The following is a 26,096-nucleotide window of genomic DNA, read 5'->3' as shown; positions in this document are numbered from 1 at the left end:
CGGTTACCCCCGTCGCTACCATCTAGGGACTCAGCGCGGGAACTCTCGAGGAAACCACAAGGGGGCATCGGTGAGCGAAGTGGACGAATCCAGCAGTGACGACCCCGAAATCGGCCAATTCGACCCGGGGCTGACCCAGCGCCTGATGGGTGTGTTGCGGCCAGTGTTGAAGCGCTATTTCCGCTCCGAGGTGCACGGCCTGGACTCCTTTCCGCCCGGGGGCGCGCTGGTGGTCGGCAACCACTCCGGCGGCATGTTCCCGATGGACGTCCCGATCTTCAGCGTCGACTTCTACGACAAGTTCGGCTACGACCGGCCGGTGTACACGCTGAGCCACGACATCTTGTTCATGGGCGTGACGGGCGGGCTTTTCCGGCGGGCCGGCTACATCCGGGCAAACCGGGAGAACGCCGCCAATGCATTGCGGTCCGGCGGCGTGGTGGTGGTCTTTCCCGGCGGTGACTACGACGCCTACCGACCGACCGCGTCGGAGAATGTCATCGACTTCGACGGCCGCAAGGGATACGTCAGCACCGCGATCGAGGCCGGCGTGCCGATCGTTCCCGCGGTCTCCATCGGCGGCCAGGAGACCCAACTGTACTTGACCCGCGGCACCTGGCTGGCCGAACGGCTGGGTATCAAGCGCCTGCTGCGCAGCGCCATCCTGCCGGTCTCGTTCGGCTTCCCGTTCGGGTTCAGCGCGGTCGTCCCGCCGAATGTGCCGCTGCCCACCAAGATCATCACTCAGGTGCTGGAACCGATCGACATCGCCGCACAGTTCGGCGAGGACCCCGACATCGACGAGGTCGACGCGCACGTCCGCTCGGTGATGCAGTCTGCCCTCAAAGACCTCGCCGCCAAGCGCCGCTTCCCGATTCTGGGCTGACCGATGCCGTCTCCCCTCGACCAGGCTCGCGGCGTCTTGGGCGTCGTGACGACGCTGCAACGCGCCGGGATGATCGCGCCGATGCGGCCCGACCGGTACCTCAAGATGGCGGCGGCGATGCGTCGCGAAGGCATGGGCATGACGGTCGGTTTCGCCGGCGCGGCGCAGCGCTGCCCGGACCGTGCGGCCCTGATCGACGAACTCGGCACGCTGACCTGGCGCCAGCTCGACGAGCGGATCAACGCGCTGGCGGTCGCACTGCAGGGCTTGGCGTCGGGCCAGCCGAAGGTGGTCGGGATCATGTGCCGCAATCACCGCGGCTTCGTCGAGGCGGTGGTGGCGGCCAGCCGGATCGGCTCCGACGTTGTGCTACTGAACACCTCGTTCGCCGGACCGGCGATGGCCGAGGTGGTCAACCGCGAAGGCGTCGACGCCGCCATCTACGACGAGGAGTTCACCGGCACGGTGGACCGCGCGCTGGCCGACAGACCCGACGCCACCCGCATCGTGGCCTGGACCGAGGGCCAGCACGACCTGACCGTCGAGAAGCTGATCGCCGACCACCTCGGGAAGCAGCCGCAGCGGACCGGCGGCAAAGGCAATATGATCCTGTTGACCTCCGGAACCACCGGAAGTCCCAAGGGCGCCAAGCAATCCGGTGGGGGCGCCGGGATCGGGACGCTCAAGGCGATCCTGGATCGCACACCGTGGCGCGCGGAGGAAACGGTCGTGATCGTCGCACCGATGTTCCACGCGTGGGGCTTCTCGCAGCTGATCTTCGCCGCGTCGATGGCGTGCACGATCGTCACCCGGCGCAAGTTCGATCCCGAGGCCACACTGGACCTCGTCGACCGTTACCAGGCGACGGGCCTGGCCGTGGTGCCGGTGATGTTCGACCGCATCATGGACCTGCCCGACGACGTCCGAAACCGCTACAGCGGCCGCTCCCTTCGCTTCGCGGCGGCATCAGGTTCGCGAATGCGGCCCGACGTGGTGACCGCGTTCATGGATCAGTTCGGCGACGTGATCTACAACAATTACAACGCGACGGAGGCGGGCATGATCGCGACGGCCACGCCGGCCGACCTGCGCGCCGCGCCCGACACCGCGGGCAAGCCGGCGGGAGGAACCGAAATCCGAATCCTGGAACCGGAATTCAACGAAATGCCCACCGGCGATGTCGGCACCATCTATGTCCGCAACGACACCCAATTCGACGGCTATACCTCCGGCAAGACCAAGGATTTCCACGCCGGGTTCATGTCGTCGGGCGACGTCGGCTATCTCGATGAAAACGGACGGCTTTTCGTGGTGGGCCGCGACGACGAGATGATCGTCTCCGGCGGCGAGAACGTCTACCCGATCGAGGTGGAGAAGACTCTTGCCGCGCACCCCGAGGTGGCCGAGGCCGCGGTGATCGGGGTGGACGACGAGCAGTACGGCCAGCGGCTGGCGGCGTTCGTGGTGCTCGGGCCCGGCTCGACCGCCACGCCCGACACACTCAAACAGCATGTCCGCGAGAACCTCGCCAATTACAAGGTGCCGCGCGAGATTTCGGTGCTCGACGAGCTGCCCCGCAGCAGCACCGGCAAGATCGTGCGCGCCGAACTGCAATCGCGGGTGGGTGGCTGATGCGCCGGCCATTCTTCACAAGAAGGCCGCTGTTGCGTGCAGCAGTCGAACTCCTCAACGCCGTCAACGGATTACGCCCGGTCAGCCGCAATCCCTACGCATCCATAGCGGTGTTCTGGTTCGGCTGGCCGGCCTCCGAGGTGCCCGGCTTGTACGCGGGCGCCTCCATCGTTGACGCCGCGCGGCGCGCCCGCCGCGGCGACTTCGCGGGGCCGAAAGGCAAAGCGGCGCTGGCACTGACGGCCGCATCCTGGGCGGTCCTCGGGGTAATCGGCTACCGGGGTGCGACCACCGCGGGCCCGGTACTGGAATCCGGCCTGACCGAACAGCTCGGCCCCGACTACGCCGAGGAACTCAAAGCACTGCCCGCCGAGCCGACCCGCAGGGGCCGGCGCAACCCGCCGCTGCGCACCACCGCCGCCCGCCGCCGCTTCGTCGAAAAAGAGAACATCGTGCGCTACGGCCCGCACGGGCGATCCAACCTGGCCGACGTCTGGCGCCGACGCGACTTGCCGCGCGACGGCAAGGCCCCGGTGCTACTGCAGGTGCCCGGCGGCGCGTGGATGATCGGCTGGCGCCGTCCGCAGGCGTATCCGTTGATGAGCCACCTGGTTTCGCGTGGCTGGATCTGCGTATCGATGAACTACCGAGTCTCCCCCGTGCACACCTGGCCCGACCACATCGTCGACGTCAAGCGCGCGCTGGCGTGGGTGAAGGAGAACATCGCGGCCTACGGCGGTGATCCGGATTTCGTTGCCATCAGCGGCGGTTCGGCCGGTGGGCACCTGTCCGCGTTGGCGGCCCTGACTCCGAACGAGCCCCAGTTCCAGCCCGGCTTCGAAGAAGCCGACACGTCGGTGGCGGCGGCCGTCCCGTTCTACGGCCGCTACGACTGGTACTCCACCACGGACCCCGGGCGCGCTCAATTCGTCGAGGTGCTGGAAAAGCTGGTGGTCAAGCAGAAACTCAGCGTCAACCGGGACATCTACCTGGACGCCTCACCGATCCAGCACCTACGAGCCGATGCGCCACCGTTTTTCGTGCTGCACGGCACCGACGATTCGCCGATCCCGGTCGTCGAGGCGCGGGAATTCGTCGAGGAGCTACGGGCGGTGTCGAAGTCGCCCGTCGCCTACGCCGAGTTGCCGAACGCCCAGCACGCTTTCGACATCTTCGGCTCCCCGCGAGCTCATCAATCGGCCGATGCCGTGGCGCGGTTCTTGTCCTGGGTGTACGCGACGACTTACCTACCCCGCGACTGACGACTTAATCTGCCGCGGCGGCCTTTTCGAGCTCGGTCAGCGCGCCTTCGATGGCATCGGCCATCTCGTCGATGTCGTTGGCCAACTCCGGCGTGGTCACGAAACCGAAGTCCAGCGAGTCCTGATACGAGAAGCAGGTGATGTTCAGACCGACGTCCATCACCGGCGGCCCGAGCGGCGCCAGCATGTCCAGTTTGGCGCCCGCCATATACAGCGGGAAGTTCGGACCGGGGACATTGGAGACGACCAGGTTGATGGGGGCCAGGTTTTGCGACAACCCGCTGGCGGTGTACGCGCGCGCGGCCAACTGCAGCAGCCCCGGTGGCGTGGTTTCGGTAAGTCCCATGATTTGATGCGCCGACAGCGCCTTGGCCATTTCTTTGGCGCTCTGTGTGCTCTCGTAGATGACCCGCAACCGCTCCACGGGGTTTTCGATGTCGGTGGCAAGAGATACCGTCATCGAGCTCACCTTGTTGCCGACGTCGTCCTTGTCGTCGTCGGTGCGGGTGGAGACCGGGATCTGCGCAATGAGCGGTTTGGCGGGCAGCTCACCACGTTTCTGCAAGTATTCGCGGGCGGCGCCGGCCACCAGCGCCAGCACCACGTCGTTGAGCTTGACGCCGTAGGCGTCCTTGACGGCCTTGACCCGGGCCAGCTCGACCCGGCTGCCGGTAATCCGGCGGTGTGGCGACACCTTCGCGTTGAACCGGGTTTTCGGCGCTTCGAAGTAGCGCGGCGGCCTGCGCTGCACGCCCAGGGTGGCGATCTGCTGCCGCACCGTCTGTTCCATCAGCCGGGCAATCCGGAACGGCGTCTTGATCCCGACGTTGATCAGCGCGCCAATCGCGCGCCGTTCCAGGCCCGGAAGCTGAGATCTCTCCACCGCTCCCACCGAATCATGCTGCGGCGGGCGGGGTTCCGGCGTGACGTCCAACAGGATTTCACCCAGCCCGGCGCCCGAGACCCCGTCGACGATGGCGTGGTGCATCTTGGTCAGTGATGCGATCCGGCCGCCCTCGACGCCCTCGATCACCCACATTTCCCACAGCGGCCGCGACCGGTCCAACTTGTACGACATCAGCCGGCCGACCAGCTCCTCGAGTTCGCGGCGACCGCCGGGCGCCGGCACGCCGATGCGGCGGATATGGAAGTCGATGTCGAGATCCTCGTCTTCGACAAACCACGGCCGGTCCAGACCCAGCGGCGCCCCACTGATCCGCCAGCGCAGCTGCAGCAGTTCCGGCAGCCGCTCGATGATCAGCTCGCGGAGTCGCTGAAAGCTGTAGTCGGGCGCATCACTGGGATCACAGATCGCCAACGCACCGACATGCATATGCCAGCCCGCAGTTTCGGCAGACCAAAACGCCGCATCAACGCTCGAAAGCCGCTTCATGCGACGACCGTAGCCCTCGCCAGCAAATCCTGTAGAGCTATCCGCAACAATCCCACCACGCGCCCCCCATATTCATCCCCCGCTGCGATGCGGCTGTTCAAGCTTCTCCCGACTCGCCTACGTTCCAAGTCCCGCTCCCTCGCCGCTTCGCGGCCGGGGGCGGTACCCCGATGGTCGTCAGGCGTCCTCCAACAGGTCTGGCGTCACCGCCGACTCGGTATCGGGGATGCCTTCGACCTTCGCTTTGCGGTCGGCCATCGACAGTAAGCGCCGAATGCGGCCCGCTACAGCATCTTTCGTCATCGGCGGGTCGGCAAGGCGACCCAGCTCCTCCAGCGAAGCCTGCCGATGCTCGACGCGCAGCTTGCCGGCCGAGGCCAGATGATTGGGAACGGTGTCGCCGAGGATCTCCAGCGCCCGCTCCACCCGGGCCGCCGCCGCGACCGCGGCCCGCGCCGAACGGCGCAGGTTCGCGTCGTCGAAATTGGCCAGCCGGTTGGCCGTCGCACGCACCTCGCGGCGCATCCGGCGTTCCTCCCAGACCAGCCGAGTGTCCTGGGCGCCCATCCGGGTCAGCAACGCGCCGATCGCCTCGCCGTCGCGCACCACCACGCGATCGGCGCCGCGCACCTCGCGGGCCTTGGCACTGACCCCGAGCCGGCGGGCCGCGCCCACCAACGCCAGCGCCGCCTCCGGTCCCGGGCAGCTGACCTCCAGCGCCGACGAACGTCCGGGCTCGGTCAGCGACCCGTGTGCCAGAAAAGCACCCCGCCACGCAGCTTCGGCGTCCCCGATGCTGCCACCGACGACCTGCGCCGGCAGGCCGCGCACCGGACGGCCACGCATGTCGAGCAGCCCGGTCTGGCGGGCCAGGGCCTCACCGTCGTTGGCGACCCGCAACACGTACCGGGTGCTCTTACGAATCCCGCTGGCCGACAACACATGTACCACCGCGTTGTAGCCGTACAGGTCGAAGATGTCCTTGCGCAGCCGGCGTGCGATGTTGCCCAGGTCCACCTCGGCCTCGACGACCACCCGGCCACCCACGATGTGCAGCCCGCCGGCAAAGCGCAGCAGGGAGGTGACCTCGGCTCGACGCGCGCTGACCGATTTCACTACCAAGCGGCTCAGCTCGTCCTTGACTTCGGTCGTCATCGCCACGCGTCGTCACCCCTTGGTCCGCTCACGCCCGTCGTTGAACTTTCACCGTCAACCCGAATCTCTGCGGTGGCCTTCGCCGAAGGCGCTGCCGGACCCGTGCGGCCCGTTCGGACCCCGTCCAGGGCCGCCGCAAGCTTGCCCGGATCATGTAAAGGTGTACCAGGTCGGGACACGTCGGCGAAGTGGACCTCGGCCTTTAGCAGCGTCGCGGTGCGGCGCAATTGCTCGCGTTCGCGCTCACTCGGCACTCGATCGGCGTCGATGATGATGTCGCTGACGGTGAATCCGGGCGCGTGCTGGGCCAATACATGCAGATGGCGCTCCACCGAGAAACCCGCGGTCTCCCCCGGCTCGGCGACCAAGTTGAGCACCAGGGCGCGGCGGGCCGGCGTGGCCTGCAGCGCCGCGGCCAGCTCCGGAACCAGCACGTGCGGGAGCACACTGGTGAACCACGACCCGGGCCCCAGCACCACCAGGTCTGCGGCCATGATCGCGTCGACGGCCTGCCGGGTCGCCGGCGGATCCGGCGGAAGAAGGCGCACGCGGCGCACCTTGCCCGGTGTGGTCGCGATGCCGACCTGACCGCGGATCACCCGGAACATCCGGGGGTCGGCCTCCAGGCCGGACACGTCGGCCTCGATCTGCAACGCGATCGGGCACATCGGCAGCACCCGGCCTTTGACGCCGAGGATGCGCCCCAGCTCGTCGAGAGCGGCGACCGGATCGGCAAGCACCTCGGACAGGCCGGCCAGCAACAGGTTGCCGATCGGATGTCCGGCCAGTGCCCCACTGCCGCCGAATCGGTGCTGCAGGATGGTCGCCCACAATCGCCCGTACGGACTGTCAGAAGCCAACGCCGCCAACGCCATTCGCAGATCACCCGGCGGCACCACGTCCAATTCGCTGCGCAGCCGGCCCGAGGAGCCACCGTCGTCGGCGACCGTCACCACGGCGGTGACGTACGGGGTCAGCCGGCGCGCCGCGGACAGCGTCGCGTACAGGCCGTGGCCGCCGCCCATCGCGACGATGCCCTCGCTTTGTGGTGGACTCATTCGCGGCCCAGATCCCGGTGCAGCACCCGCACCGACAGTTGTTGATCGGTCCGCAGCAACTGCATCAATGCCTCAGCGATCGCGACACTGCGGTGTTTGCCGCCGGTGCAGCCAATCGCGACCGTCATGTAGCGCTTGCCCTCCCGGCGGTAGCCGTCGACAACCAGAGATAGCAACTGATGGTAGGTGTCGAGAAACTCCGCCGCGCCCGGCTGGCCCAATACGAAGTCACGCACCGCCGGATGTTGCCCGGTGAGTGACCGCAACTCGTCGACCCAGTGCGGGTTGGGCAGAAATCGCACATCCATCACCATGTCGGCGTCCATCGGCAGGCCGTACTTGAAGCCGAACGACTCGACGGTGACACTCGTCGTTGCGCTGGCCTCACCACCGAAGGCGCGCTCGATGCTTTCCCGCAGGCCCCGCACCGACAGCGTGGAGGTGTCGATGATCAGGTCCGCGGTGGCGCGCACCGGTGCCAGCATCCGGCGCTCGGCCGCGATGCCCTCGGCCAGCGTCTGCTGGCCCTGCAACGGGTGGCTGCGCCGATTCTGTTCGTAGCGGCGCACCAGCATGTCGTCGGAGGCCTCCATGAACACCACGCGTGGATTGATGTTGCGGGTGGCCAGTTCGTTGCGTACCTCGTCGAGGTCGCCGGTGAATCCGCGCGATCGGACGTCCATCACCACGGCGAGCTGGGTGATCCGGGATCCCGCTGCCAGCCCGAAATCCACCATCCGGGTGATCAGCTGGGGTGGCAGGTTGTCGGCGACGTACCAGCCGAGGTCCTCGAGCACTTTGGCGGCGGTGCCCCGCCCCGCCCCCGACAATCCGGTGACCAGAACGACGTCGATCCCGGCCGCGTCACCCGCGCGGCCGGCGGCCAGCTCCCGATGTCCGGCGCCGGGCCGCTTCTCGCTGTCCCCGAAGTGGCTCGTCATGCCGACGCTCCGGGTTGCTCGGCTTGCTCGGCTGGTCGCAACGCCTCGAGGACGGCCGTGGCCGTTGCCACGCCGATACCCGGGACGGCGGTGATCTGGTCGACGGTGGCCTCCTTGAGGCGGGCTATCGATCCGAAGTGGGTGACCAGCGCCTTGCGGCGATGTTCTCCCAATCCTGGCACCGAATCCAGCGCAGAAGCGGTCATTCGCTTGGATCGCTTGCTGCGATGGTAGGTGATCGCGAACCGGTGCGCCTCGTCGCGCACCCGCTGCAGCAAATAAAGTCCCTCGCTGTTGCGCGGCAGGATGATGGGATCCGGCTCCGACGGCACCCACACCTCTTCCAGCCGTTTGGCCAGGCCGATCACCGCGACGTCGGTGATGCCGAGCTCCTCGAGAACGGCGTTGGCCGCGTTGACTTGAGGTGCGCCGCCGTCGACGACGTACAGATTGGGTGGATAGGCGAACCGGCGTGATTTGCCTTCCGCGGAAAGCATATTCGGGTCGTTTTGGTCGCTGAGGTGACGCAGGAAGCGGCGGCGGGTCACCTCGGCGATAGAGGCAACGTCGTCGGAGCGGCCCAGACCTGCGGCCTCTCGGATCCCGAAGTGCCGGTAGTCGGACTTGCGTGGCAGGCCGTCCTCGAACACCACCAGCGAGCCCACCACATCGGTGCCCTGCACGTGGCTGACGTCGACGCACTCGATCCGCAACGGCGCATCGGCGAGCCCCAGAGCCTCCTGAATATTCTGCAGCGCAGCCGATCTGGCGTTGAAGTCGCCAGCTCGCTTCAACTTGTGTTGCTGCAGTGCTTCTTTCGCGTTGCGCTGCACGGTTTCGGCCAGCGCCCGCTTGTCGCCGCGGCGCGGCACCCGCAGCGCAACCCGCGATCCCCGCAGCCCGGACAGCCAGCTCGCCAACTCGTCGGCGTTGGACGGCAGACACGGCACCAGCACCTCACGCGGAACCGGATTGGCAGCTTCGTCGGCCGCGCCACCCAGCTCCGCCTGGTCGCCGTAGAACTGCGTCAGGAACTGCTCGACCAACTGCTCTTCGCCCGAATCACCTGGGTCAGCAGACTTTTCGACGATCCATCCACGCTGACCGCGGACCCGGCCACCGCGGACGTGAAACACCTGCACCGCCGCCTCGAGCTCGTCGTCGGCGAACGCCACCACGTCGGCGTCGGTACCGTCCCCGAACACCACGGCCTGTTTCTCCATCGCCCGCTTCAGCGCGCCGATGTCGTCACGAACCCGTGCCGCCCGCTCGAAGTCGAGTTCGTCGGACGCCGCATGCATCTGGTGTTCCAGCTCGCGGGCGAACCGGTCGGTCCTGCCGGACAAGAAGTCGCAGAAGTCGTCGACGATTTGGCGATGTTGCTCGCCACTGACCCTGCCGATGCAGGGCGCCGAACATTTGTCGATGTAGCCGAGCAGGCACGGACGGTCGATCTGCTTGTGCCGCTTGAACACTCCACCCGAACAGGTTCGCGCGGGAAACACCCGGGTGAGCAGATCCAGCGTCTCCCGGATCGCCCAAGCGTGCGAGTAGGGGCCGAAATAGCGCACACCCTTACGCCGCGGTCCGCGATAGACCATCAGCCGCGGAAACTCTTCATTGAGAGTCACGGCCAGCACCGGGTAGGACTTGTCGTCGCGGTAGCGGACATTGAAACGTGGATCGAATTCCTTGATCCAGTTGTATTCCAGCTGCAGCGCCTCGACTTCGGTGTTGACCACGGTCCACTCGACCTTGGCCGCGGTGGTCACCATCTGCCGGGTGCGCGGGTGCAGATTCGCGATGTCGGCGAAGTATGACGTCAGCCGGCTGCGCAGGCTCTTGGCCTTGCCGACGTAGATCACCCGACCGTGCGAGTCCCGGAACCGGTAGACGCCCGGCTCGACCGGAATGGATCCGGGAGCGGGACGGTAGGTGGCGGGATCTGGCACGCATCCAGGCTAGTAGCCCGTTCCGTCAAGTCGTGGACGGCTTGCGGCCTTGCGCACCGGTCTACCGTGCAGCCAAATGCACTTCGGGCAGCCGAGGAACTCAACGCGTTGCCGGCGGTGGTACCCGGGTGCGCCCAACCGGCGGCGAAGTTAACCACACTGACCCAAGATTGCGTTGGCAACGGTTCTTGCCTTGCCGATGATGCCGAGCAACTGAGCTCCGGACATCGAGAATCCGGACGGCTGAAGTGCGGATCACCGCACAGCTGACCTGCGGATAAAGGCGGATCGAGCGGGCCTGACGGTTTGGAAGGCCGCCGTTTGGGTTAAGTACCGTGTTAGCTGTGGCGCTAGAGTGGGTGCAACAGTTGGAGGGAGCTTTCACATGAGCAAACGACCGTTGACCGGGCTGGCCGTCGGGGTTGGCTGTCTGGCGTTGTCGTTGAGCGCGGGGGCGGGGGTCGCATCCGCGACGCCCGATATCGGCCCGATGGTCAACACGACGTGCAATTACGACCAGGCGATGCGGGCAGTCCACGCGGAAAACCCGATGGCCGCCCAGTACCTCGATCAGTCGCCGCCCAACCTGCAATTTCTGCAGCAGTTCATGGCGTCATCGCCGGATCAGCGGGTGAATCTGCTGAAGGCGATCCAGAACAACCCGGGAGCCGACCAGGCGTTCCCGATCTTCCGGCAGATGATGATCGACTGCAAGAACTACTGAGCCAAGCGTCAGGTGGGCCGGCTGTCTAGCTGTGCCCTTCTTTTCGCCGCCCAGTCGGCCATCGGGAAGCCGGGTTTGAAGTCGCAGGCCGATAGCAGCAAGGCCGTCCGCGCAACCGCGACCAGTCCGTAGTCGCAGTTCCAATCCGGGCGGGTCATAGTCCACACCAGGACACCGGACGACGGTGTGCCGAAGGAACTGAGCCGCATCGGCTTGGAATCCCCGAGTGGGGCGTGACCGACCGCGTCCCCGTGGCATTTCGACACGGCGCCGAAACCCTTCGACACCACCTGGTGCGGATTCAACTTCTTGTCGTAGACATCGACCGATTCGGCGTAGAGCGCCGGGCCGTTGATCCGGTACCCCGACTCGGCGTGGTCCGACGAGCGGGCCGGCCGCAGCGGCGACCCCTTGAATAGCAGTGCGGCAGCGCATTCGGCCGGTTGCACGCTGGTGAAGTAGGTGTCGCCCACCGGAATCGCCGTCGCCACACCGAGCGGAGTGGCGTCGTTGTCCTGAAGCAGCAAATCGCGCGCCGGGATCCGTCCGGGCGCCGGTGAGGTGGACGTCGAAGCGCCGGACGGCGACTGTTCGGTTCCCCGAATCGCCCGGCCGCTAACCGATGTGGTGCACGCACACAACGAAAATGCGACCACAACCGATGCGCCGGCCGAACGCAATTGACGTGCCATCGGGCGATCGTACGACAATGTCGCCGCTCGCGGTGTTCAGCGCTCCCGCAAATCGGGCCGATAGCGCGCCAACAGCGACCGCACGGCATCCATGGCGTCCACGGCCCGGTCTTTGTCGACGGCCTGGATCGCCATCACGGGGATGTACTCGTCGTCAGGCAGGTCGATATGCGCCCAGCGGCTGCCAGCCGGAAACGATACGCCGACCACCTCAGACCATGGAACGACCTTGTCTCCTAACAGATTCCGCACTGAAAGGCCCGGTGCCCCTACTCGCAGCCGGGGCCGGGCGAACAACAGCACGACGCCCGCGATCACCAGGCCCAGTAGGGCCATCGCCACCTGGTCGGCGGTCTGGAAGATCACGCCGCTGGAACTCATCTTCAGCAGCAAGCCGACGGCAATATGCGCCGCGGCGATCAGAAATGCTGCACCGTAAGCAAATAGCGGCGTCCAGTGCGGACGCAGTTCAGCATCCCACTGCTCGCGGGCCGACAGCCGAGTCACGACCGAGCGCGCAGGTCTCGCAAGGTCAGGGCGGCGGTCAGCGCCGCCCCGGCCGCCTGAGCTCCCTTGTCCTCCGTGGACGACGGAAGCCCGGCCCGGTCCAACGCCTGCTCCTCGGTGTCGGTCGTCAAAATGCCGTTGCCAACGGGCGTCGACGCGTCAAGGGAGACCCGGGTCAGGCCCTGAGTTACCGCGTCGCACACGTACTCGAAATGTGGTGTTGCACCCCGGATTACCACGCCGAGAGCGATGACGGCGTCATGGTTGCGGGCCAGCTCCTGAGCCACTACCGGAATCTCGATCGCGCCGTGCACCCGCACCACCGTCGGGCTGTCGATCCCGGACGCCGTCGCGACCTTCTGGGCGCCGGCCAGCAGCGCCTCGCAGATCGTGCTGTGCCAGGTGCTCGCGACGATACCGAGCCGCACCCCGGACGCATCGAGCTCCCCCACCTGCGGAATGCCCACTCCGCTCATTTGCGCCGCTCCTGCGCATCACTACGTCCTGCATCGTCGCCGGCGCGGCTCACAAAGCGCCGCCGAATTCGCCTGGCAAATGGACGGATTCGTGGAAGTCATCCAGCCCGGCCAAATCGTGTCCCATCTTATCCCGTTTGGTCATCAGATAGCGGATGTTCTCGGCATTGGCGCGCACCGGAAGAGACACACGCTCGATGATGTGCAGGCCGTATCCGTCCAGCCCAACCCGTTTAGCCGGGTTGTTGGTCAGCAGTCGCATCGAGCGGACTCCGAGGTCTGACAGGATCTGCGCACCGATTCCGTAATCCCTTGCATCGGCCGGTAACCCGAGCTTGAGGTTGGCGTCCACGGTGTCTTCGCCGGCGTCTTGCAGCTGATAGGCCTGCAGCTTGTGCATCAGGCCGATCCCGCGGCCCTCGTGGCCGCGCATGTACAGCACCACGCCGCGCCCCTCCCGCGCGACCATGGCCATCGCCGCATCGAGCTGGGGCCCACAGTCGCAGCGCCGCGAGCCGAACACGTCACCGGTCAGGCATTCGGAGTGCACCCGCACCAACACGTCGTCGCCCTCACCGCTCGGCCCGGCGATGTCGCCGCGAACCAACGCAACGTGTTCGACTTCCTCGTAAATGCTGGCGTAGCCGATGGCGCGAAACTCGCCGTGCCGGGTCGGAATGCGCGCCTCGGCGATCCGATCGATGTGCTTCTCGTGCTTGCGGCGCCATTCGATGATGTCGGCGATGGTGATCAGTGCGAGATCGTGCTCGTCGGCGAAGACCCGCAGCTCGTCGGTCTGGGCCATCGAGCCCTCGTCCTTTTGGCTGACGATCTCGCAGATGGCACCCGCGGGTTGCAGTCCCGCCATCCGGGCCAAGTCGACGGCCGCCTCGGTGTGGCCGGGTCGCCGCAGCACACCGCCGTCTTTGGCGCGCAACGGAACCACGTGACCGGGCCGGGTGAAGTCGTCAGCGACGCTGGTCGGATCGGCCAACAGCCGCATCGTGGTGGCGCGGTCGGACGCCGAAATCCCGGTGCCCACCCCGTTTCTTGCGTCAACGGTGACGGTGTAGGCGGTCCCGTGCTTGTCCTGGTTCAGCGCGTACATCGGCAACAGGCCCAGCTTGTCGCAGATCGCGCCGTCCAGCGGGACACACAGGTAGCCCGAGGTGTAACGCACCATGAAGGCCACCATCTCCGGCGTCGCCTTCTCGGCGGCGAAAATCAGGTCGCCCTCGTTTTCACGTTCCTCGTCGTCGATGACGACGACGGCCTTACCGGCAGCAATGTCGGCAACCGCCCTCTCGACAGAGTCCAACCTCGTCATCTGTGCTGCCTTGCTGTCGTGCCGAGCAACACGCGAAGCCCGCGTATTGCTTCAAGTATGAACCACGCGGGACGCAGCGTTATGGCCACTTCTTTGTGCACCACATTGACACCGACGTTGCTCATTCGCGAGGCGTTCACACCAGCCCGAGCCAAGATGGGCTGTCGTGCCTGCGTGCACCGCGATTCTGCCTCGCCACTACCGGCTCTGAGCTGCGGTGATCGCCTGCCGGCCGGCACGCAAGACAAGGTGCGTTGTGACGATTCTTACGGGGAATTGCTCAACGCTGGAAGTTCGATATCCACCCGCGGCCGGGGCATCGCCGTACTGGCGAACGGCCGGGTGGCTGACACGTACATCGAGCGTGCACTGACGGCTTACCGGCCCGCCGGAAAGTTGCTACCCGCTCCGCCTGGTCGGCATCTGAATCACCTGGCCGCCACCGCAGTCGGTCGCATAGTGGGCCAGCCACCTGCCGACCGAACCACCGACCTCGATGAAGTGCGTCCACTTGCTGACCTCTGCGGTCGCGGCGGGGAAATTGGAAAACCGTCCCAGCGACACGTCGCGCTCATCGACACCGATCAACTCGTAGCTTGTGTAGTCGCGCACTCGGTGCTCGATGATCGTCAACGTTGTGTCGTTGACTTCCCTGCTCCACACCGGTCGAGATGTTTGAGCCTCGGCCTTGCGGCCGGCCAACGTCGCTACCGCTTCAAATGCGAGGTCTTCGTAGACGGCCTCGGCTAACCTTTCGACGGACATTTCTGCAGCTCCTTCGCGTGGTTAGGGCGGCCTGGCCTATGCAATCGAGTATGTACCCGCGAAGGGCTGCGTGGGGATTTAGAACAGGCGTGTCGCCATGGTGTAGTGCGATCGTGACTATTGTTACCAAAATGCAATCTTTGGCCGGGGTCCCTTCCCGGTGCGGGAATCCCCCGTAAATGGCATGGAGGCAACGAGCCACGGGGCTCTCAATTGCCCTTTTCCGGCCGCTGCCACACCTTCTGGGACTCAACAGGATTACTTGAATCCGCTTGCGACAGAATGTAATTAGGCTTTTATCGCCAACTGGCCGGTAAGTCGACCAGGTGATTGGGGCAGAAGTCCTGAACCCCCAGGGAGATCGCATTTCGCGCGTCCGACGCCGTCATCTTGCCACGCAACATCATGAAGGCGTATTCGGCGGGCTGATAGCCCGAATCACGTCCTTCAGGATCGTCCATCAGTTGACACGCCTCTTTTTCCTGGTTCGCGTCGGCGTGGGCGGTTCCGCAGCTGAATAGCCACGCCGTCCACACCACGGCGCCGGCGGCGATTACGGAGACGACCCTCATTGGTTTCTTGCAGTCATCAGCCGTTCGACGTATTTCGCAATTACATCGACTTCCAGGTTCACCAGGGTGCCGACCGGGGCATTGCCCAACGTGGTCAATTCCCGGGTGGTCGGAATCAGCGAGACCTCGAACCAGTCCCGTGGCTGCGCGCCAATCCCGGAGACGGTCAACGAAATCCCGTCGACGGTGATCGACCCCTTCTCCACGACGTAGCGAGCGACCTCCGGGGGGATCTCGATGCGCACTACTTCCCAGTGTTCCGACGGCGTGCGGGCGACCACCTGGCCGGTGCCGTCGACGTGCCCCTGCACGATGTGCCCGCCGAGCCGGCTGTTGACCGCCGCGGCCCGCTCGAGATTGACCCGCTTACCGATCTGCAACCCGCCCAGATTGGACCGGTCCAGGGTTTCGGCCATCACATCGGCGGTGAACTGACCATCGGCCAGCAACTCGACGACCGTCAGGCACACGCCGTTGACGGCGATCGAATCTCCGTGGCCGGCGTCGGCGGTGACGACGGGCCCGCGGATGGTCAGGCGGGCCGCGTCGGCGAGGACGTCCCGGCCGGTGATCTCTCCGAGTTCCTCGACAATTCCAGTGAACATTCCACCAGGCTAATTCGCCGATGCTTTGCCTGGTGAACGGCCACGACCGACAGGCGAAACGTGCTCGTCGCGCGGCCGAGGGCCCCCCGCGTCCCGAAGCCCCGTCATCGAGACCCTCTACGATGCACGGTATGCAGACACGCCGCCGTCTAACGGCCGTCCTCGCTTCCCTGACTGTCGCCACCGCCCTGATCGCGGGCTGCTCGTCGGGTTCGAAGCAGAGCGGTGGCCCATTGCCCGACGCCACCACATTGGTCAAGCAGTCCGCCGACGTCACCAAAACCGTCAAGAGCGTGCACCTGGTGCTGTCGACCGAGGGCAAGATTCCCGGACTGCCGATCAGGAAGCTGACGGGCGACCTGACCACCACTCCGAGCACCGCCGCGTCGGGCAACGCGCAGCTGTCGATGGCGGGCTCCGACATCGATGCGAACTTCGTGGTCTACGACTCGGTGCTGTATGCCACGCTCACGCCGAACAAGTGGAGCGATTTCGGTAAGGCCTCCGACGTCTACGACGTCTCGGTGCTGCTGAGCCCCGATGCCGGCCTGGGCAACATGCTGGCGAACTTCTCCGACGCCAAGGCTGAGGGACGCGAAACGATCAACGGCCAGACCACGATCAAGATCAGCGGCAATGCCACCGCGGACGCGGTGAACAAGATCATCCCGAGCATGAACGCGACCCAGCCCCTGCCGTCCACCGTGTGGATTCAGGAGGGTGGCGATCACCAGCTGGTCCAGGCCAACCTGCAGAAGAGCCAGGGCAATTCCGTCCAGGTGACGTTGTCGGACTGGGGCAAGCCGGTCACCGTCACCAAGCCCCCGGTGAGCTGATGAGTATGCGAGCTGGACGCGGAATCGCGATCAGCGCCGGCAGCCTCGCCGTGCTGCTGGGCGCCCTGGACGCTTATGTCGTCGTCACGATCATGCGCGACATCATGAGCGACGTTCATATTCCGATCAACCAGCTGCAGCGCATCACCTGGATCATCACGTTGTACCTGCTGGGGTATATCGCCGCGATGCCGCTGCTGGGCCGGGCTTCGGACCGGTTCGGCCGCAAGCTGGTGCTGCAGGTCAGCCTGGCGCTGTTCATCGTCGGCTCGGTGATCACCGCGCTGGCCGGACATTGGGGCGATTTCCACCTGCTGATCGCCGGCCGCGCCGTCCAGGGCGTCGCCAGCGGCGCGCTGCTGCCGGTCACGCTGGCGCTGGGCGCCGATCTGTGGGCGCAACGCAACCGCGCCGGCGTGATGGGCGGCATCGGTGCCGCACAGGAGCTGGGCAGCGTGCTCGGTCCGTTGTACGGGATCTTCATCGTCTGGCTGTTCCATGACTGGCGCTATGTGTTCTGGATCAACGTCCCGCTGACCTTGATCGCGATGGTGATGATCCAGTTCAGCCTGCCGTCACACCAGCGCGCGGAGAAGCCGGAGAAGGTCGACGTAGTCGGTGGTGTGCTGCTGGCCATCGCGCTGGGCCTGGCGGTCATCGGGCTGTACAATCCCGAGCCTGACGGCAAGCAGATCTTGCCCAGCTACGGATTGCCGCTGGTGATCGGGGCGGTTGTGGTCGCCGTGCTGTTCATCCTCTGGGAGCGCTTCAGCCGCACCCGGCTCATCGAACCGACTGGAGTGCACTTCCGGCCCTTCCTGGCCGCGCTGGGCGCGTCGGTGGCCGCGGGCGCGGCGCTGATGGTGACCCTGGTCAACGTCGAGCTGTTCGGCCAGGGCGTGCTGCAAATGAGCCAGGCGCAGGCCGCCGGCTTGCTGCTGTGGTTCCTGATAGCGCTGCCGATCGGGGCGGTGCTGGGCGGTGTCATCGCGACCCGGATCGGCGACCGTGCGATGACCTTCATCGGGCTGCTGATCGCGGCCTACGGTTACTGGCTGATCCACTTCTGGCGGATGGATGTGATGACCCAGCACCACGACATCCTCGGGGTCAGCCTGCCGCTGGTCCACACGGACCTGCTGGTAGCCGGTCTGGGACTCGGCCTGGTGATCGGTCCGCTGACCTCGGCCGCACTGCGGGTCGTGCCGTCGGCCCAACACGGCATCGCCTCGGCCGCGGTGGTGGTGGCCCGGATGACGGGCATGCTGATCGGCGTCGCGGCGCTGAGCGCCTGGGGGTTGTACCGGTTCAACCAGATCATCGCGGGGCTGTCGGCGAAGATCCCGCCGGACGCGACGCTGCTGGAACGGCTTGCCGCCTCAGCCACCCTGTACCTCAAAGCGTTCGCCCTGATGTACGGCGACATCTTCGCGGCCACCGTCGTCATCTGTGTGGTGGGCGCGCTGCTGGGACTGCTGCTCGGCGGCCGCAAGGAACATGCCGAGGAGCCGGAGGTCCCCGAGCAGGAGACCGTCGCGGCGGGTGAGCGCTAGCCGCGCTGCGGCACCAGGCTGAGCAGCAGATCCGGGCCGACCCGGTCCACGCCGTCGAAGCGCCACCGCATCGCCCGGGCGATGGTCGGCACGCCCACATCGTGGACCGCGGTGACGGGGCCACCCAGCAGGATCGGCGCGACGTAGGTCAGGATGCGGTCGATCGCCTCTTCCCGCAGGAAGGCGCTCGCGAGGGTGGGACCGCCCTCCAGCAGGACATCGGTGCGATCCGTCAGCGCCTTGAGCACCTCGACAGGATCGTGGGTGCGAATCACCATGGTCCGCGAATCGTCGTTGAGAACCTTTGCCTCGGGCGGTACTTCGCGCATGCCGACCACGACACGCAGCGGTTGTTTCTCCGCCAGTGAGCCGTCGGGCAGCCGGGCGGTCAGCGCCGGATCGTCCGCCAGCACGGTTCCGGTCCCGACGATGATCGCGTCGGCCGCGGCGCGGCGGCGGTGCAGGTCCAGGCGTGCCGCCTCACTGGAGATCCACCGGCTGGTGCCGTCGGCGGCGGCGCTGCGGCCGTCGAGGCTGCTGGCGTATTTCCATGTCACGTGCGGCAATCCGGTCCGTTGCTTGTGCAGCCACTCGCGTAGCGGTCCGCCGGCGGCTTCGGCTGCCAGCACGCCGGAGGACACCTGCGCGCCCGCGTCCGCCAGCCGGGCCGCGCCGCCCGCCGCGATCTCGTTCGGGTCGGTGACGGCGTAGGCGACGGTGCGCACGCCGGCGTCGATCAGCGCGTTCGCGCACGGCGGAGTCTTGCCGTAGTGATTACACGGCTCCAGCGTGACTACCGCGGTGCCACCGGCGGCCAGGCTCCCGGCCCGGCGCAACGCCAGCACCTCGGCGTGGTCGCCGCCGGCCGGCTCGGTACCGCCGACACCGACAACCTGGCCGTCGGCGTCCAGAATCACCGCTCCGACAGGCGGATTCGGATAGGTGCTGCCCTTGACCAGTTTGGACTGTTCGATCGCCAGGCGCATGGCGGCGTCGAGGCTGTCGACAGACTGACCGGTCACCGGCGTAGATGCGGTGACGCGGCGCCGGCTTGGCGTCGTAGCGCCGCGACCGCGGCCTCGGGGTCCTGCGCGCCATAGACCGCGGACCCGGCGACGAAGCAGTCGACCCCGGCCTCGGCGGCCTCCTCGATCGTGTCCGCGTTGATGCCGCCGTCGATCTCGACCAGGATCGTCAACTCCCCCGCGTCGATCATCTTTCGCACAATGCGGACCTTGCTCAGCACTTCGGGGATGAAGCCCTGGCCGCCGAAGCCGGGCTCGACCGACATGATCAGCAGGGTGTCGAACTGCGGCAGGATGTCCAGGTAGGGCTCCAGCGGAGTGCCCGGTTTGACGCTGATCCCGGCCTTCGCGCCGGCGGCCCGGATATCGCGGGCCACCCCGATCGGGTTCTCGGTGGCCTCGGCGTGGAAGGTGACGTTGTAGGCGCCCGCCTCGGCGTACGGGGGCGCCCACCGGTCCGGATTGTCGATCATCAAATGGCAATCCATCGGTATGCGCGTGGCGGCCAGCAAGCTCTCGACCACCGGCAGACCGATCGTCAGGTTGGGCACGAAGTGGCCGTCCATCACATCGACGTGCAGCCAATCGGCACCGGCCACGGCGGCGGCCTCGTCGGCGAGCCGGGCGAAATCGGCGGCCAGGATCGACGGAGCTATCAGGGGTCCCCCGGTGCTGCCAGACATGTGCGCCACACTACTGAGCCGGGATGCCGAGCTCACGGCAGCCGGCCCAGCGCGGCGGCGAACATCGCGTCGGTGCCGTGCCGGTGCGGCCAGAGCTGCACATAGGGCCCTTGCGCGGAAGGACCCAGCTCCGCGGGCTCGAACAGCGGCCGGGCGTCCAGCGCCTGCACCGGGTGGCGGCGCAGCGCGTCGGCCACCACCCCCACGGTTTCGGCGAGATGCGGCGAGCAGGTCGAGTAGAGCACCACGCCGCCGGGCCGGGTCAGCGCGATCGCGGCGGCCAGCAGTTCGCGCTGCAACTTGGCCAGCGCGGGCACATCGGACGGCTGCCGGCGCCAACGGGCCTCCGGCCGGCGGCGCAGGGCACCCAGCCCGGTGCAGGGCACGTCGACAAGCACCCGGTCGAAGCCCGGCTCGAGACCGGTCTCGCGTCCGTCCACACGCAGCACGTCGACGTCCAGCCCGCGAGTGTTCTGGGCGACCAGCTCCGCGCGGCCCGGCGACGGCTCGACCGCGGTGACCCGGGCACCACGCTCGACTGCCAGCGCGGCCAGAAGCGCCGTCTTGCCGCCCGGGCCGGCGCACAGGTCGAGCCAGCGTCCGGTGTCGCCGTCGACCGGAACCAGCGTTAGCGCGCGGGCCACCAACTGGCTGCCCTCGTCCTGAACCAGGGCACGGGCGTCGCGCAGCTGCGCCAGCTGTCCGGGGTCACCACCGGGCAGGTACACCGCGTACGGCGAGTACCGGCCTACGCTGCCGCCGGCGGCGTCGGCCAACTCCTGCGCGCTCAGCACACCCGGGCGAGCGGCCAGGTGTACCTGGGGGCGTTCGTCGTCGCTGGCCAGCACCGCGTCGAGTTCGCCGGCATCAGCGCCCAGCGCGTCGGCGAAGGCCTGGGCGATCCAGCGTGGGTGCGCGTGCACGAAGGCGGCGTGACCGATCGGATCCCGAGACGGGTCGGGAGCAAGTTCGTCCACCCAGGATTTCTCGTCCCGCACCGAGATGGTTCGCAGCACACCATTGACGAAACCGGCTCGCGCCGAATCGAATTCGATCCCAGCCTGTTCGACGGTGGTCGACACCGCGGCGTGTGCGTCGACACGGGTGCGCAGCAGTTGATAGGTGCCCATCCGCAGCAGATCCAGCAGCACCGGGTCGATCGCCTCCGGCGGGCGTCCGGCGGCCGCGCCGATAACCGCGTCGAGCAGGCCGCGAGTGCGGCAGGTGCCGTAAGTCAGCTCGGTGGCGAACGCCGCGTCGCGTCCGCCGATGCCGCGATCACGCAACAGCGCGGGCAGGGCCAGGTTGGCGTACGCGTCACGCTCGCTGACGGCCCGCAGCACCGTAAAGGTGGCTGCCCGAGCCGGATCAAGCGGCTTGCGCCGTTTGGGCGGGACAGCCCGGCGCTGTTTCGGGGCTGAGCTCATGACGCCCGCGCGGCGGCGTCAAGCCGGGCACCGCGCGCCCAGTCGACGGCGTTCATCAGTTTCTTGCCGGGAGGCTGAAGCTGGCCGAGCCGCACCGGTTCCGAGCCGGTACCGATCCGAACGCTTTTGCGGTCCACGTGAATGACACCGGGCGGCAACGACTCTGACGAGTCCGCATCGATCTGCACCGGCCCCAGCTTGACCCGCAGGTCCTCGATCATCGTCCAGGCTCCAGGGTTGGGTGTGACGGCGCGGATACGGCGCTCGACCACCGGTGCCGGCAGGTCCCACCGCACCCGGGCCTCTTCGACGGTAATCTTGGGTGCAATGCTGACGCCGTCGGCCGGTTGTGGCTGCGGTGTCAGTGCCCCGTCGGCAATGCCGTCCAGCGTTGCCACCAACAGCGCCCCACCCGAAATCGCCAGCCGCTCAAGCAGATCGCCCGAGGTATCGGTCGGCTGGATCCGCTCGGTCACGACGCCGTAGACCGGTCCGGAATCCAGGCTGGGTTCGATCTGAAACGTCGTGGCGCCGGTGATCGCGTCCCCCGCGGCGACAGCGGCCTGCACCGGCGCGGCACCGCGCCAGGCCGGCAAAAGCGAGAAGTGCAGGTTGACCCAGCCGCGCGGCGGCACGGCGAGCAGTCCGTCGCGCAACAGTGCGCCGTAGGCCACCACCGGGCAGCACTGGGGTGCGAACTCGGCCAGTTCGGCGACGAACTCCGCCGAGTTCGGCCGAGGCGGGCGTAACAGCGGGATGCCACGCTCGAGTGCCTCGCGTGCCACCGGCGACGGCTCGGGCTTGCCGCGCCGCCCGGCGGCGGCATCTGGCCTGGTCAGCACGGCGACCACCTCGTGACGGGGCGAGTCGATGAGGCGACGCAAGGCGGGGAGCGCCGGTTCGGGGGTGCCGGCGAAGACGAGACGCACCCGGACAGTCTAGGAAGCGATGGGATTTGTCCTCCCCGCACGTGCTCCCAGCTAGCTTTCAACCGGCATTCAGCTGAAACTTATAATGCAGATATATATTATTGCTGATAGCTACTATCGCTATGGGTAATGATTGGCTCGCTCCCGCGATGCCGCCATCGACGACGATGTCGAGTAAACAGCCTTTTTCCCGCGCCCCCAGGAGGGTTTCATGACACTCGACACTGCCATTCCCGAAGACCACGCGCTGGCGGCCACTCATCGCGCCATGTGGGCGCTGGGCGACTATGCATTGATGGCCGAGCAGGTGATGGCTCCCCTGGGCCCGATTCTGGTCACCGCCACCGGCATTGGGCACAGTGCCCGAGTACTCGACGTCGCCGCCGGTTCGGGCAACATCTCGCTGCCCGCTGCCACGACCGGCGCCACCGTCGTTTCCACCGACCTGACACCGGAGCTGCTGGCGCGGTCGCAGGCGAGGGCTACTGCGCAGGGACTGACGCTGGACTACCGGGAAGCCAATGCGCACGCGCTGCCGTTCGGCGATGACGAGTTCGACGTCGTGATGTCGGCGATTGGCGTCCAGTTCGCGCCGGACCATCAGCGCGCGGCCGACGAGCTGGTCCGCGTCTGCCGGCCCGGCGGGACGATCGGCGTGATCAGCTGGACACCGGAGGGATACTTCGGACGCATGCTGGCCACCCTCAGGCCATACCGGCCGAGCCTTTCGTCGGCCGTTCCACCGGCGGCTCTATGGGGACGTGAGGGCTACGTCACCGGGCTGCTGGGCGAGCGGATCGGTCGCATCACCACGGCGCGCTCCATGTTGGAAGTCAATCGATTCGACTGCGCCACAGCCGTTCACGACTACTTCAAGAACCACTACGGCCCAACGATCGAGGCTTACGCCAACATCGGCGCCAATAGGGTCTTGGCTGCCGAACTCGACGCACAACTGGTCGAACTCGCTGCGGAGTTCCTGACCGGTGGCACCATGGGATGGGAATATCTGTTGGTCACCGCGCAGAAGCGATGACGCCAACGCGGCGAGCTACAGATCGAGGTCAATCGTCGCGTCGGGTTCGCCGCCGGCGGCGGTAAAGGCCGTCAGAGCCCGTACCAGGCCGTGACGCTCGGCCACCGGCATCTGTTCCACGATCGCGGCGATTTCCGCGCGCCGGTGTGAGGTAACCCGGCGCACCACCTCGCGGCCCCGTTTGGTCAGGGCGGCGATCAGCTCGCGCCGTGAGGTCGGGTGCGGCAGGCGGTCGATCAGCCCGGCGGCGACGAGCCGGTCCACCATGCGTCCGGTGGCCGACGGTTGCACACCCAGCAGGCTGGCCAGCGTGGCCAGGTTGACCGGACCGCGATTGGACAGGATCACCAACGTGCGGAATTGCGGGATCGTGATGTTCTCGTCGACCTGCGCGATTGACCGTGCCGACATGCTGACAAGCAACCGTGACGCCGTCAGCAGCGCATCGGTGATGACATCCAGCGACTCGCTGGCTTTCGTCGTGTTCTCCGTCGCCATCCAGGCCACCTTCCCGGGCCCGATCCGGGCCGCCGCAGGCTAGCTAAAGGGCTGAAACTATAACAACCTGCGAACATGTAGAGATAAAGATTGTTGCTCATGCATACTATCGCTACGTGAGGCGGTCTGCGACTTCTATCGGAAAATTGCTGGGTGAGTGGCCCATTCGCGATGTCTAGCCAATATGCAGCGGGTCGATCTGCACGCGAACCGGCTCGTGAGTTTGCCGGGCGCTGAGCACGCCGACGCCGCGTCGCAGGCTAGCCGCCAGTTCCAGACCCCGCTCGCGGCGCACCCGCACCAGCATCCTGATCACCGGCACGTCCGCTGGGGTACCGGGCGGCCGGCGCACCCCCGGCGGCAGATCGACCGGGCCGAGCACGTCTGCTTCGTCCGGCAAGCGGGCTTCGTCGAGCAATGCCGTCACCGCGCCGGCGCCACCGTCAATCGCCGCCATATGCACACTGGGCGGCAGGCCGACCTCGCCGCGCGCCACCAAATCGGCTTCCGCGTGACCCACCGGATCCCAGCGGATCAGCGATTGCACGGTCGGGATCGTTGATTCGGCGACCACTGTCACCACGCCGCCGTCGCCGCGGGCACGCACCAGCGCCGCGGCGCTCATCCAGCGCCAGAGCGCATCCTCGGCGGCGCGCAGATCCTGGCGGCCCAGCAGCGCCCAGGTATCCAGCAGCAGCGCCGCCCCGTAACCGCCGTCGGCGCGGGGTTCGGCCCCCGGCGTGGCGACCACCAGGGCGGGGTGAGCGGCGACCTCGGCCACGATCGTGTCGCCCGCCGAGGTGATCACCGGCGTCCCGGCGAAGGCGCGACCCAGCTCTTCGGCAGTGCGACGGGCCCCGACGACGACCGCGCGTACCGCATCCGACCCGCACCGGGTGCAGCGCAGCGCCGGCTCGGCACGTCCGCACCAGCGGCACAGCGCGCCGGGTCCGCGCTCCTGCAGTGACTCGGCCAGTGAGAGAGGCCCGGTGCAGTGCCGGCAGCGGGCGATGGCGCGACAGCGTCCACAGGCCAGCGACGGCACATAGCCCCGGCGCGGCACCTGGACCAGCACCGGCGCCCCGGCCTGCAGCGACGAGCGGGCGGCGCGCAGCGCGATGGACGGAATCCGCGCGGAGCGGGCCGCCGGGTCGCGCTCGTCGGCGTAACCGGTGTCGTCGAGCGCGACCACCCGCGGCGTGCGGGCCCGCACCACCGGCCGGGTCGCAACGATGTCTTGGGCCCACCCGCTTTGCACCAGGGCGTGCGCCTCGGCGGTGCGGGCGTAGCCGCCGATCAGCGCAGCGCAGCGCGCCTGATGCGCGCGCAGCATCGCCACTTCGCGGGCATGCGGGTAGGGCGCACGCGGCTCGGACAGGCTGTCGTCGGAATCGGACCAGACCATGACCAGCCCCAGGTCGGCAAGCGGGGCGAACGCTGCGCTGCGGGTGCCGATCACCAGTCGCGCCTTGCCCCGCAGCGCCGCCAGCCAGCGCCGGTAGCGTGCGGCCGGCCCCAGGCCCGCCGACAGCGCCACCACGCTGTCTTCGTCGATCCGGGCGGTCGCGGCCAGCCACAGCGCATCCAGGTCCCGTTGATCGGGCACGATCGCCAGCGCCGCGCGGCCGGCGCGGACCGTTTGCGCGGCGGCCTCGGCGAACCGGTCCGCCCACGGCTCGCCCGGCAACGTCTGCCACACGGCACGAGCGGCACGCGACTCGGCCAGGGCGGTCAGGAATTGCTCGCCGCGGCTGTAGACCTCCCAGCCGGACGGGTCGACGGGCTCAATGGTCGGCGGCGGCGGGATCTGGGTGATCTCCCGCTCCACCCTGGCGTGCCGGGCCGGGACCGCCAGCCGCAGCACGTCCGGGCGCGTCCCGGCGTAGCGCGCGGCCACGGCATCGACCAGCCGGCGGATCTCCGGGGTGAGCACCGGCTCCGCGGACACGACGCGATCGAGCCAGCCCAGCTTCCCGGCGTGGTCGGTGTCGTTGCGGCGCTCCAGCACGAACGCGTCGACCAGCCGGCCGTGGAACCGGACCCGCACTCGCACCCCCGGCTGGGCGTCGTCGGATTGCTCGGCCGACACCAGGTAGTCGAACTCACGATCCAGGTGTGGCACCGACAACATCGGCAGCACTCGTGCGATCGGTTCCACCTCG

Annotated in this window: 25 protein-coding genes; 7 read left to right on the top strand and 18 right to left on the bottom strand. The window is 67.4% G+C overall.

Annotation, left to right across the window (positions count from 1 at the left end; genetic code table 11):
• The first annotated feature begins 145 nt into the window (after nucleotides 1–145).
• From H7K34_RS17560 to H7K34_RS17550, 3 genes are read left to right on the top strand one after another with little or no spacing between them, the layout of a single operon-like run.
• Complete coding sequence (locus H7K34_RS17560) at nucleotides 146–886, top strand: 1-acyl-sn-glycerol-3-phosphate acyltransferase (RefSeq protein ID WP_264063598.1); 741 nt, start codon at nucleotides 146–148, stop codon at nucleotides 884–886.
• Nucleotides 887–889: 3 nt separating this feature from the next.
• Nucleotides 890–2,518: an acyl-CoA ligase FadD12 gene (fadD12, locus tag H7K34_RS17555; RefSeq protein ID WP_264063260.1), complete on the top strand. Its 1,629-nt coding sequence runs from the start codon at nucleotides 890–892 to the stop codon at nucleotides 2,516–2,518.
• A complete protein-coding gene (locus H7K34_RS17550) occupies nucleotides 2,518–3,780 on the top strand; it encodes an alpha/beta hydrolase (protein WP_264063259.1) in 1,263 nt (420 codons plus the stop codon). Before fadD12 ends, H7K34_RS17550 begins: the two co-directional genes overlap by 1 nt.
• Before the next feature lie 4 nt (nucleotides 3,781–3,784).
• On the opposite strand, the gene H7K34_RS17545 is transcribed toward H7K34_RS17550, so the two are convergent.
• The 5 genes from H7K34_RS17545 to uvrC form a co-directional block, all read right to left on the bottom strand.
• Nucleotides 3,785–5,173, bottom strand: coding sequence for a WS/DGAT/MGAT family O-acyltransferase (locus tag H7K34_RS17545; RefSeq protein ID WP_264063258.1), 1,389 nt, complete (start codon nucleotides 5,171–5,173; stop codon nucleotides 3,785–3,787).
• Nucleotides 5,174–5,350: 177 nt separating this feature from the next.
• Nucleotides 5,351–6,328, bottom strand: coding sequence for a DNA-binding protein WhiA (whiA, locus tag H7K34_RS17540; RefSeq protein ID WP_108924204.1), 978 nt, complete (start codon nucleotides 6,326–6,328; stop codon nucleotides 5,351–5,353).
• The gene (locus tag H7K34_RS17535) at nucleotides 6,325–7,386 is read right to left on the bottom strand and encodes a YvcK family protein (protein WP_264063257.1); all 1,062 of its coding nucleotides are present in this window, start codon (nucleotides 7,384–7,386) and stop codon (nucleotides 6,325–6,327) included. Before H7K34_RS17535 ends, whiA begins: the two co-directional genes overlap by 4 nt.
• Entirely contained in the window at nucleotides 7,383–8,327 is a 945-nt protein-coding gene (gene rapZ, locus H7K34_RS17530; RefSeq protein WP_264063256.1) for an RNase adapter RapZ, read from the bottom strand. Before rapZ ends, H7K34_RS17535 begins: the two co-directional genes overlap by 4 nt.
• The gene (gene uvrC / locus H7K34_RS17525; protein WP_264063255.1) at nucleotides 8,324–10,279 is read right to left on the bottom strand and encodes an excinuclease ABC subunit UvrC; all 1,956 of its coding nucleotides are present in this window, start codon (nucleotides 10,277–10,279) and stop codon (nucleotides 8,324–8,326) included. Before uvrC ends, rapZ begins: the two co-directional genes overlap by 4 nt.
• A 385-nt stretch (nucleotides 10,280–10,664) precedes the next feature.
• Here uvrC and H7K34_RS17520 point away from each other — a divergent pair, with 385 nt between their 5' ends.
• Nucleotides 10,665–11,003, top strand: coding sequence for a hemophore-related protein (locus tag H7K34_RS17520; RefSeq protein ID WP_108922646.1), 339 nt, complete (start codon nucleotides 10,665–10,667; stop codon nucleotides 11,001–11,003).
• An 8-nt stretch (nucleotides 11,004–11,011) separates the two neighbouring features.
• On the opposite strand, the gene H7K34_RS17515 is transcribed toward H7K34_RS17520, so the two are convergent.
• The 7 genes from H7K34_RS17515 to H7K34_RS17485 all read right to left on the bottom strand — a co-directional run bounded on the left by H7K34_RS17515 (nucleotide 11,012) and on the right by H7K34_RS17485 (nucleotide 15,947).
• Complete coding sequence (locus H7K34_RS17515) at nucleotides 11,012–11,695, bottom strand: hypothetical protein (protein ID WP_264063254.1); 684 nt, start codon at nucleotides 11,693–11,695, stop codon at nucleotides 11,012–11,014.
• A gap of 36 nt (nucleotides 11,696–11,731) precedes the next feature.
• Entirely contained in the window at nucleotides 11,732–12,193 is a 462-nt protein-coding gene (locus H7K34_RS17510) for a PH domain-containing protein (protein WP_264063597.1), read from the bottom strand.
• Nucleotides 12,194–12,198: 5 nt separating this feature from the next.
• A complete protein-coding gene (ribH, locus tag H7K34_RS17505; protein WP_108922642.1) occupies nucleotides 12,199–12,678 on the bottom strand; it encodes a 6,7-dimethyl-8-ribityllumazine synthase in 480 nt (159 codons plus the stop codon).
• A gap of 49 nt (nucleotides 12,679–12,727) precedes the next feature.
• Complete coding sequence (locus H7K34_RS17500; RefSeq protein ID WP_264063253.1) at nucleotides 12,728–14,005, bottom strand: bifunctional 3,4-dihydroxy-2-butanone-4-phosphate synthase/GTP cyclohydrolase II; 1,278 nt, start codon at nucleotides 14,003–14,005, stop codon at nucleotides 12,728–12,730.
• Between the two features lie 399 nt (nucleotides 14,006–14,404).
• Nucleotides 14,405–14,770 carry a hypothetical protein gene (locus H7K34_RS17495; RefSeq protein WP_264063252.1) on the bottom strand — a complete coding sequence of 122 codons (366 nt, stop codon included), beginning with the start codon at nucleotides 14,768–14,770 and terminating at the stop codon, nucleotides 14,405–14,407.
• Between the two features lie 296 nt (nucleotides 14,771–15,066).
• Nucleotides 15,067–15,342 (bottom strand): hypothetical protein, encoded by a 276-nt coding sequence (locus tag H7K34_RS17490; RefSeq protein ID WP_264063251.1) that lies wholly within the window; start codon nucleotides 15,340–15,342, stop codon nucleotides 15,067–15,069.
• The gene (locus H7K34_RS17485; RefSeq protein WP_264063250.1) at nucleotides 15,339–15,947 is read right to left on the bottom strand and encodes a riboflavin synthase; all 609 of its coding nucleotides are present in this window, start codon (nucleotides 15,945–15,947) and stop codon (nucleotides 15,339–15,341) included. Before H7K34_RS17485 ends, H7K34_RS17490 begins: the two co-directional genes overlap by 4 nt.
• Nucleotides 15,948–16,078: 131 nt before the next feature.
• Between H7K34_RS17485 and H7K34_RS17480 the strand changes: the two genes are divergently transcribed.
• Together H7K34_RS17480 and H7K34_RS17475 are read left to right on the top strand one after the other, a co-directional pair.
• Entirely contained in the window at nucleotides 16,079–16,783 is a 705-nt protein-coding gene (locus tag H7K34_RS17480; RefSeq protein ID WP_264063249.1) for an LppX_LprAFG lipoprotein, read from the top strand.
• A 5-nt stretch (nucleotides 16,784–16,788) separates the two neighbouring features.
• Complete coding sequence (locus tag H7K34_RS17475) at nucleotides 16,789–18,336, top strand: MFS transporter (protein ID WP_264063596.1); 1,548 nt, start codon at nucleotides 16,789–16,791, stop codon at nucleotides 18,334–18,336.
• Here H7K34_RS17475 and ribD read toward each other — a convergent pair.
• The 4 genes from ribD to fmt are packed head-to-tail and all read right to left on the bottom strand — an operon-like array spanning nucleotide 18,333 to nucleotide 22,400.
• The gene (gene ribD, locus H7K34_RS17470) at nucleotides 18,333–19,322 is read right to left on the bottom strand and encodes a bifunctional diaminohydroxyphosphoribosylaminopyrimidine deaminase/5-amino-6-(5-phosphoribosylamino)uracil reductase RibD (protein ID WP_276059800.1); all 990 of its coding nucleotides are present in this window, start codon (nucleotides 19,320–19,322) and stop codon (nucleotides 18,333–18,335) included. The genes H7K34_RS17475 and ribD overlap by 4 nt on opposite strands.
• 32 nt (nucleotides 19,323–19,354) lie before the next feature.
• The gene (gene rpe / locus H7K34_RS17465) at nucleotides 19,355–20,044 is read right to left on the bottom strand and encodes a ribulose-phosphate 3-epimerase (protein ID WP_276059648.1); all 690 of its coding nucleotides are present in this window, start codon (nucleotides 20,042–20,044) and stop codon (nucleotides 19,355–19,357) included.
• Between the two features lie 32 nt (nucleotides 20,045–20,076).
• On the bottom strand, nucleotides 20,077–21,471 hold the full coding sequence (locus tag H7K34_RS17460; protein ID WP_264063246.1) for an RsmB/NOP family class I SAM-dependent RNA methyltransferase: 1,395 nt from the start codon (nucleotides 21,469–21,471) through the stop codon (nucleotides 20,077–20,079).
• A complete protein-coding gene (gene fmt / locus H7K34_RS17455; protein WP_264063245.1) occupies nucleotides 21,468–22,400 on the bottom strand; it encodes a methionyl-tRNA formyltransferase in 933 nt (310 codons plus the stop codon). Before fmt ends, H7K34_RS17460 begins: the two co-directional genes overlap by 4 nt.
• A gap of 211 nt (nucleotides 22,401–22,611) precedes the next feature.
• Between fmt and H7K34_RS17450 the strand changes: the two genes are divergently transcribed.
• Complete coding sequence (locus H7K34_RS17450) at nucleotides 22,612–23,436, top strand: class I SAM-dependent methyltransferase (RefSeq protein ID WP_264063244.1); 825 nt, start codon at nucleotides 22,612–22,614, stop codon at nucleotides 23,434–23,436.
• A 15-nt stretch (nucleotides 23,437–23,451) separates the two neighbouring features.
• On the opposite strand, the gene H7K34_RS17445 is transcribed toward H7K34_RS17450, so the two are convergent.
• Entirely contained in the window at nucleotides 23,452–23,934 is a 483-nt protein-coding gene (locus H7K34_RS17445; protein ID WP_264063243.1) for a MarR family winged helix-turn-helix transcriptional regulator, read from the bottom strand.
• A gap of 175 nt (nucleotides 23,935–24,109) precedes the next feature.
• Nucleotides 24,110–26,065: a primosomal protein N' gene (locus H7K34_RS17440; protein WP_264063595.1), complete on the bottom strand. Its 1,956-nt coding sequence runs from the start codon at nucleotides 26,063–26,065 to the stop codon at nucleotides 24,110–24,112.
• Between the last annotated feature and the right edge of the window lie 31 nt (nucleotides 26,066–26,096).

The organism is Mycobacterium montefiorense (genome assembly GCF_025823255.1).
In the GTDB taxonomy this organism is placed as follows: domain Bacteria; phylum Actinomycetota; class Actinomycetes; order Mycobacteriales; family Mycobacteriaceae; genus Mycobacterium; species Mycobacterium montefiorense.
This window is presented reverse-complemented; position numbering and strand designations above follow the sequence as displayed.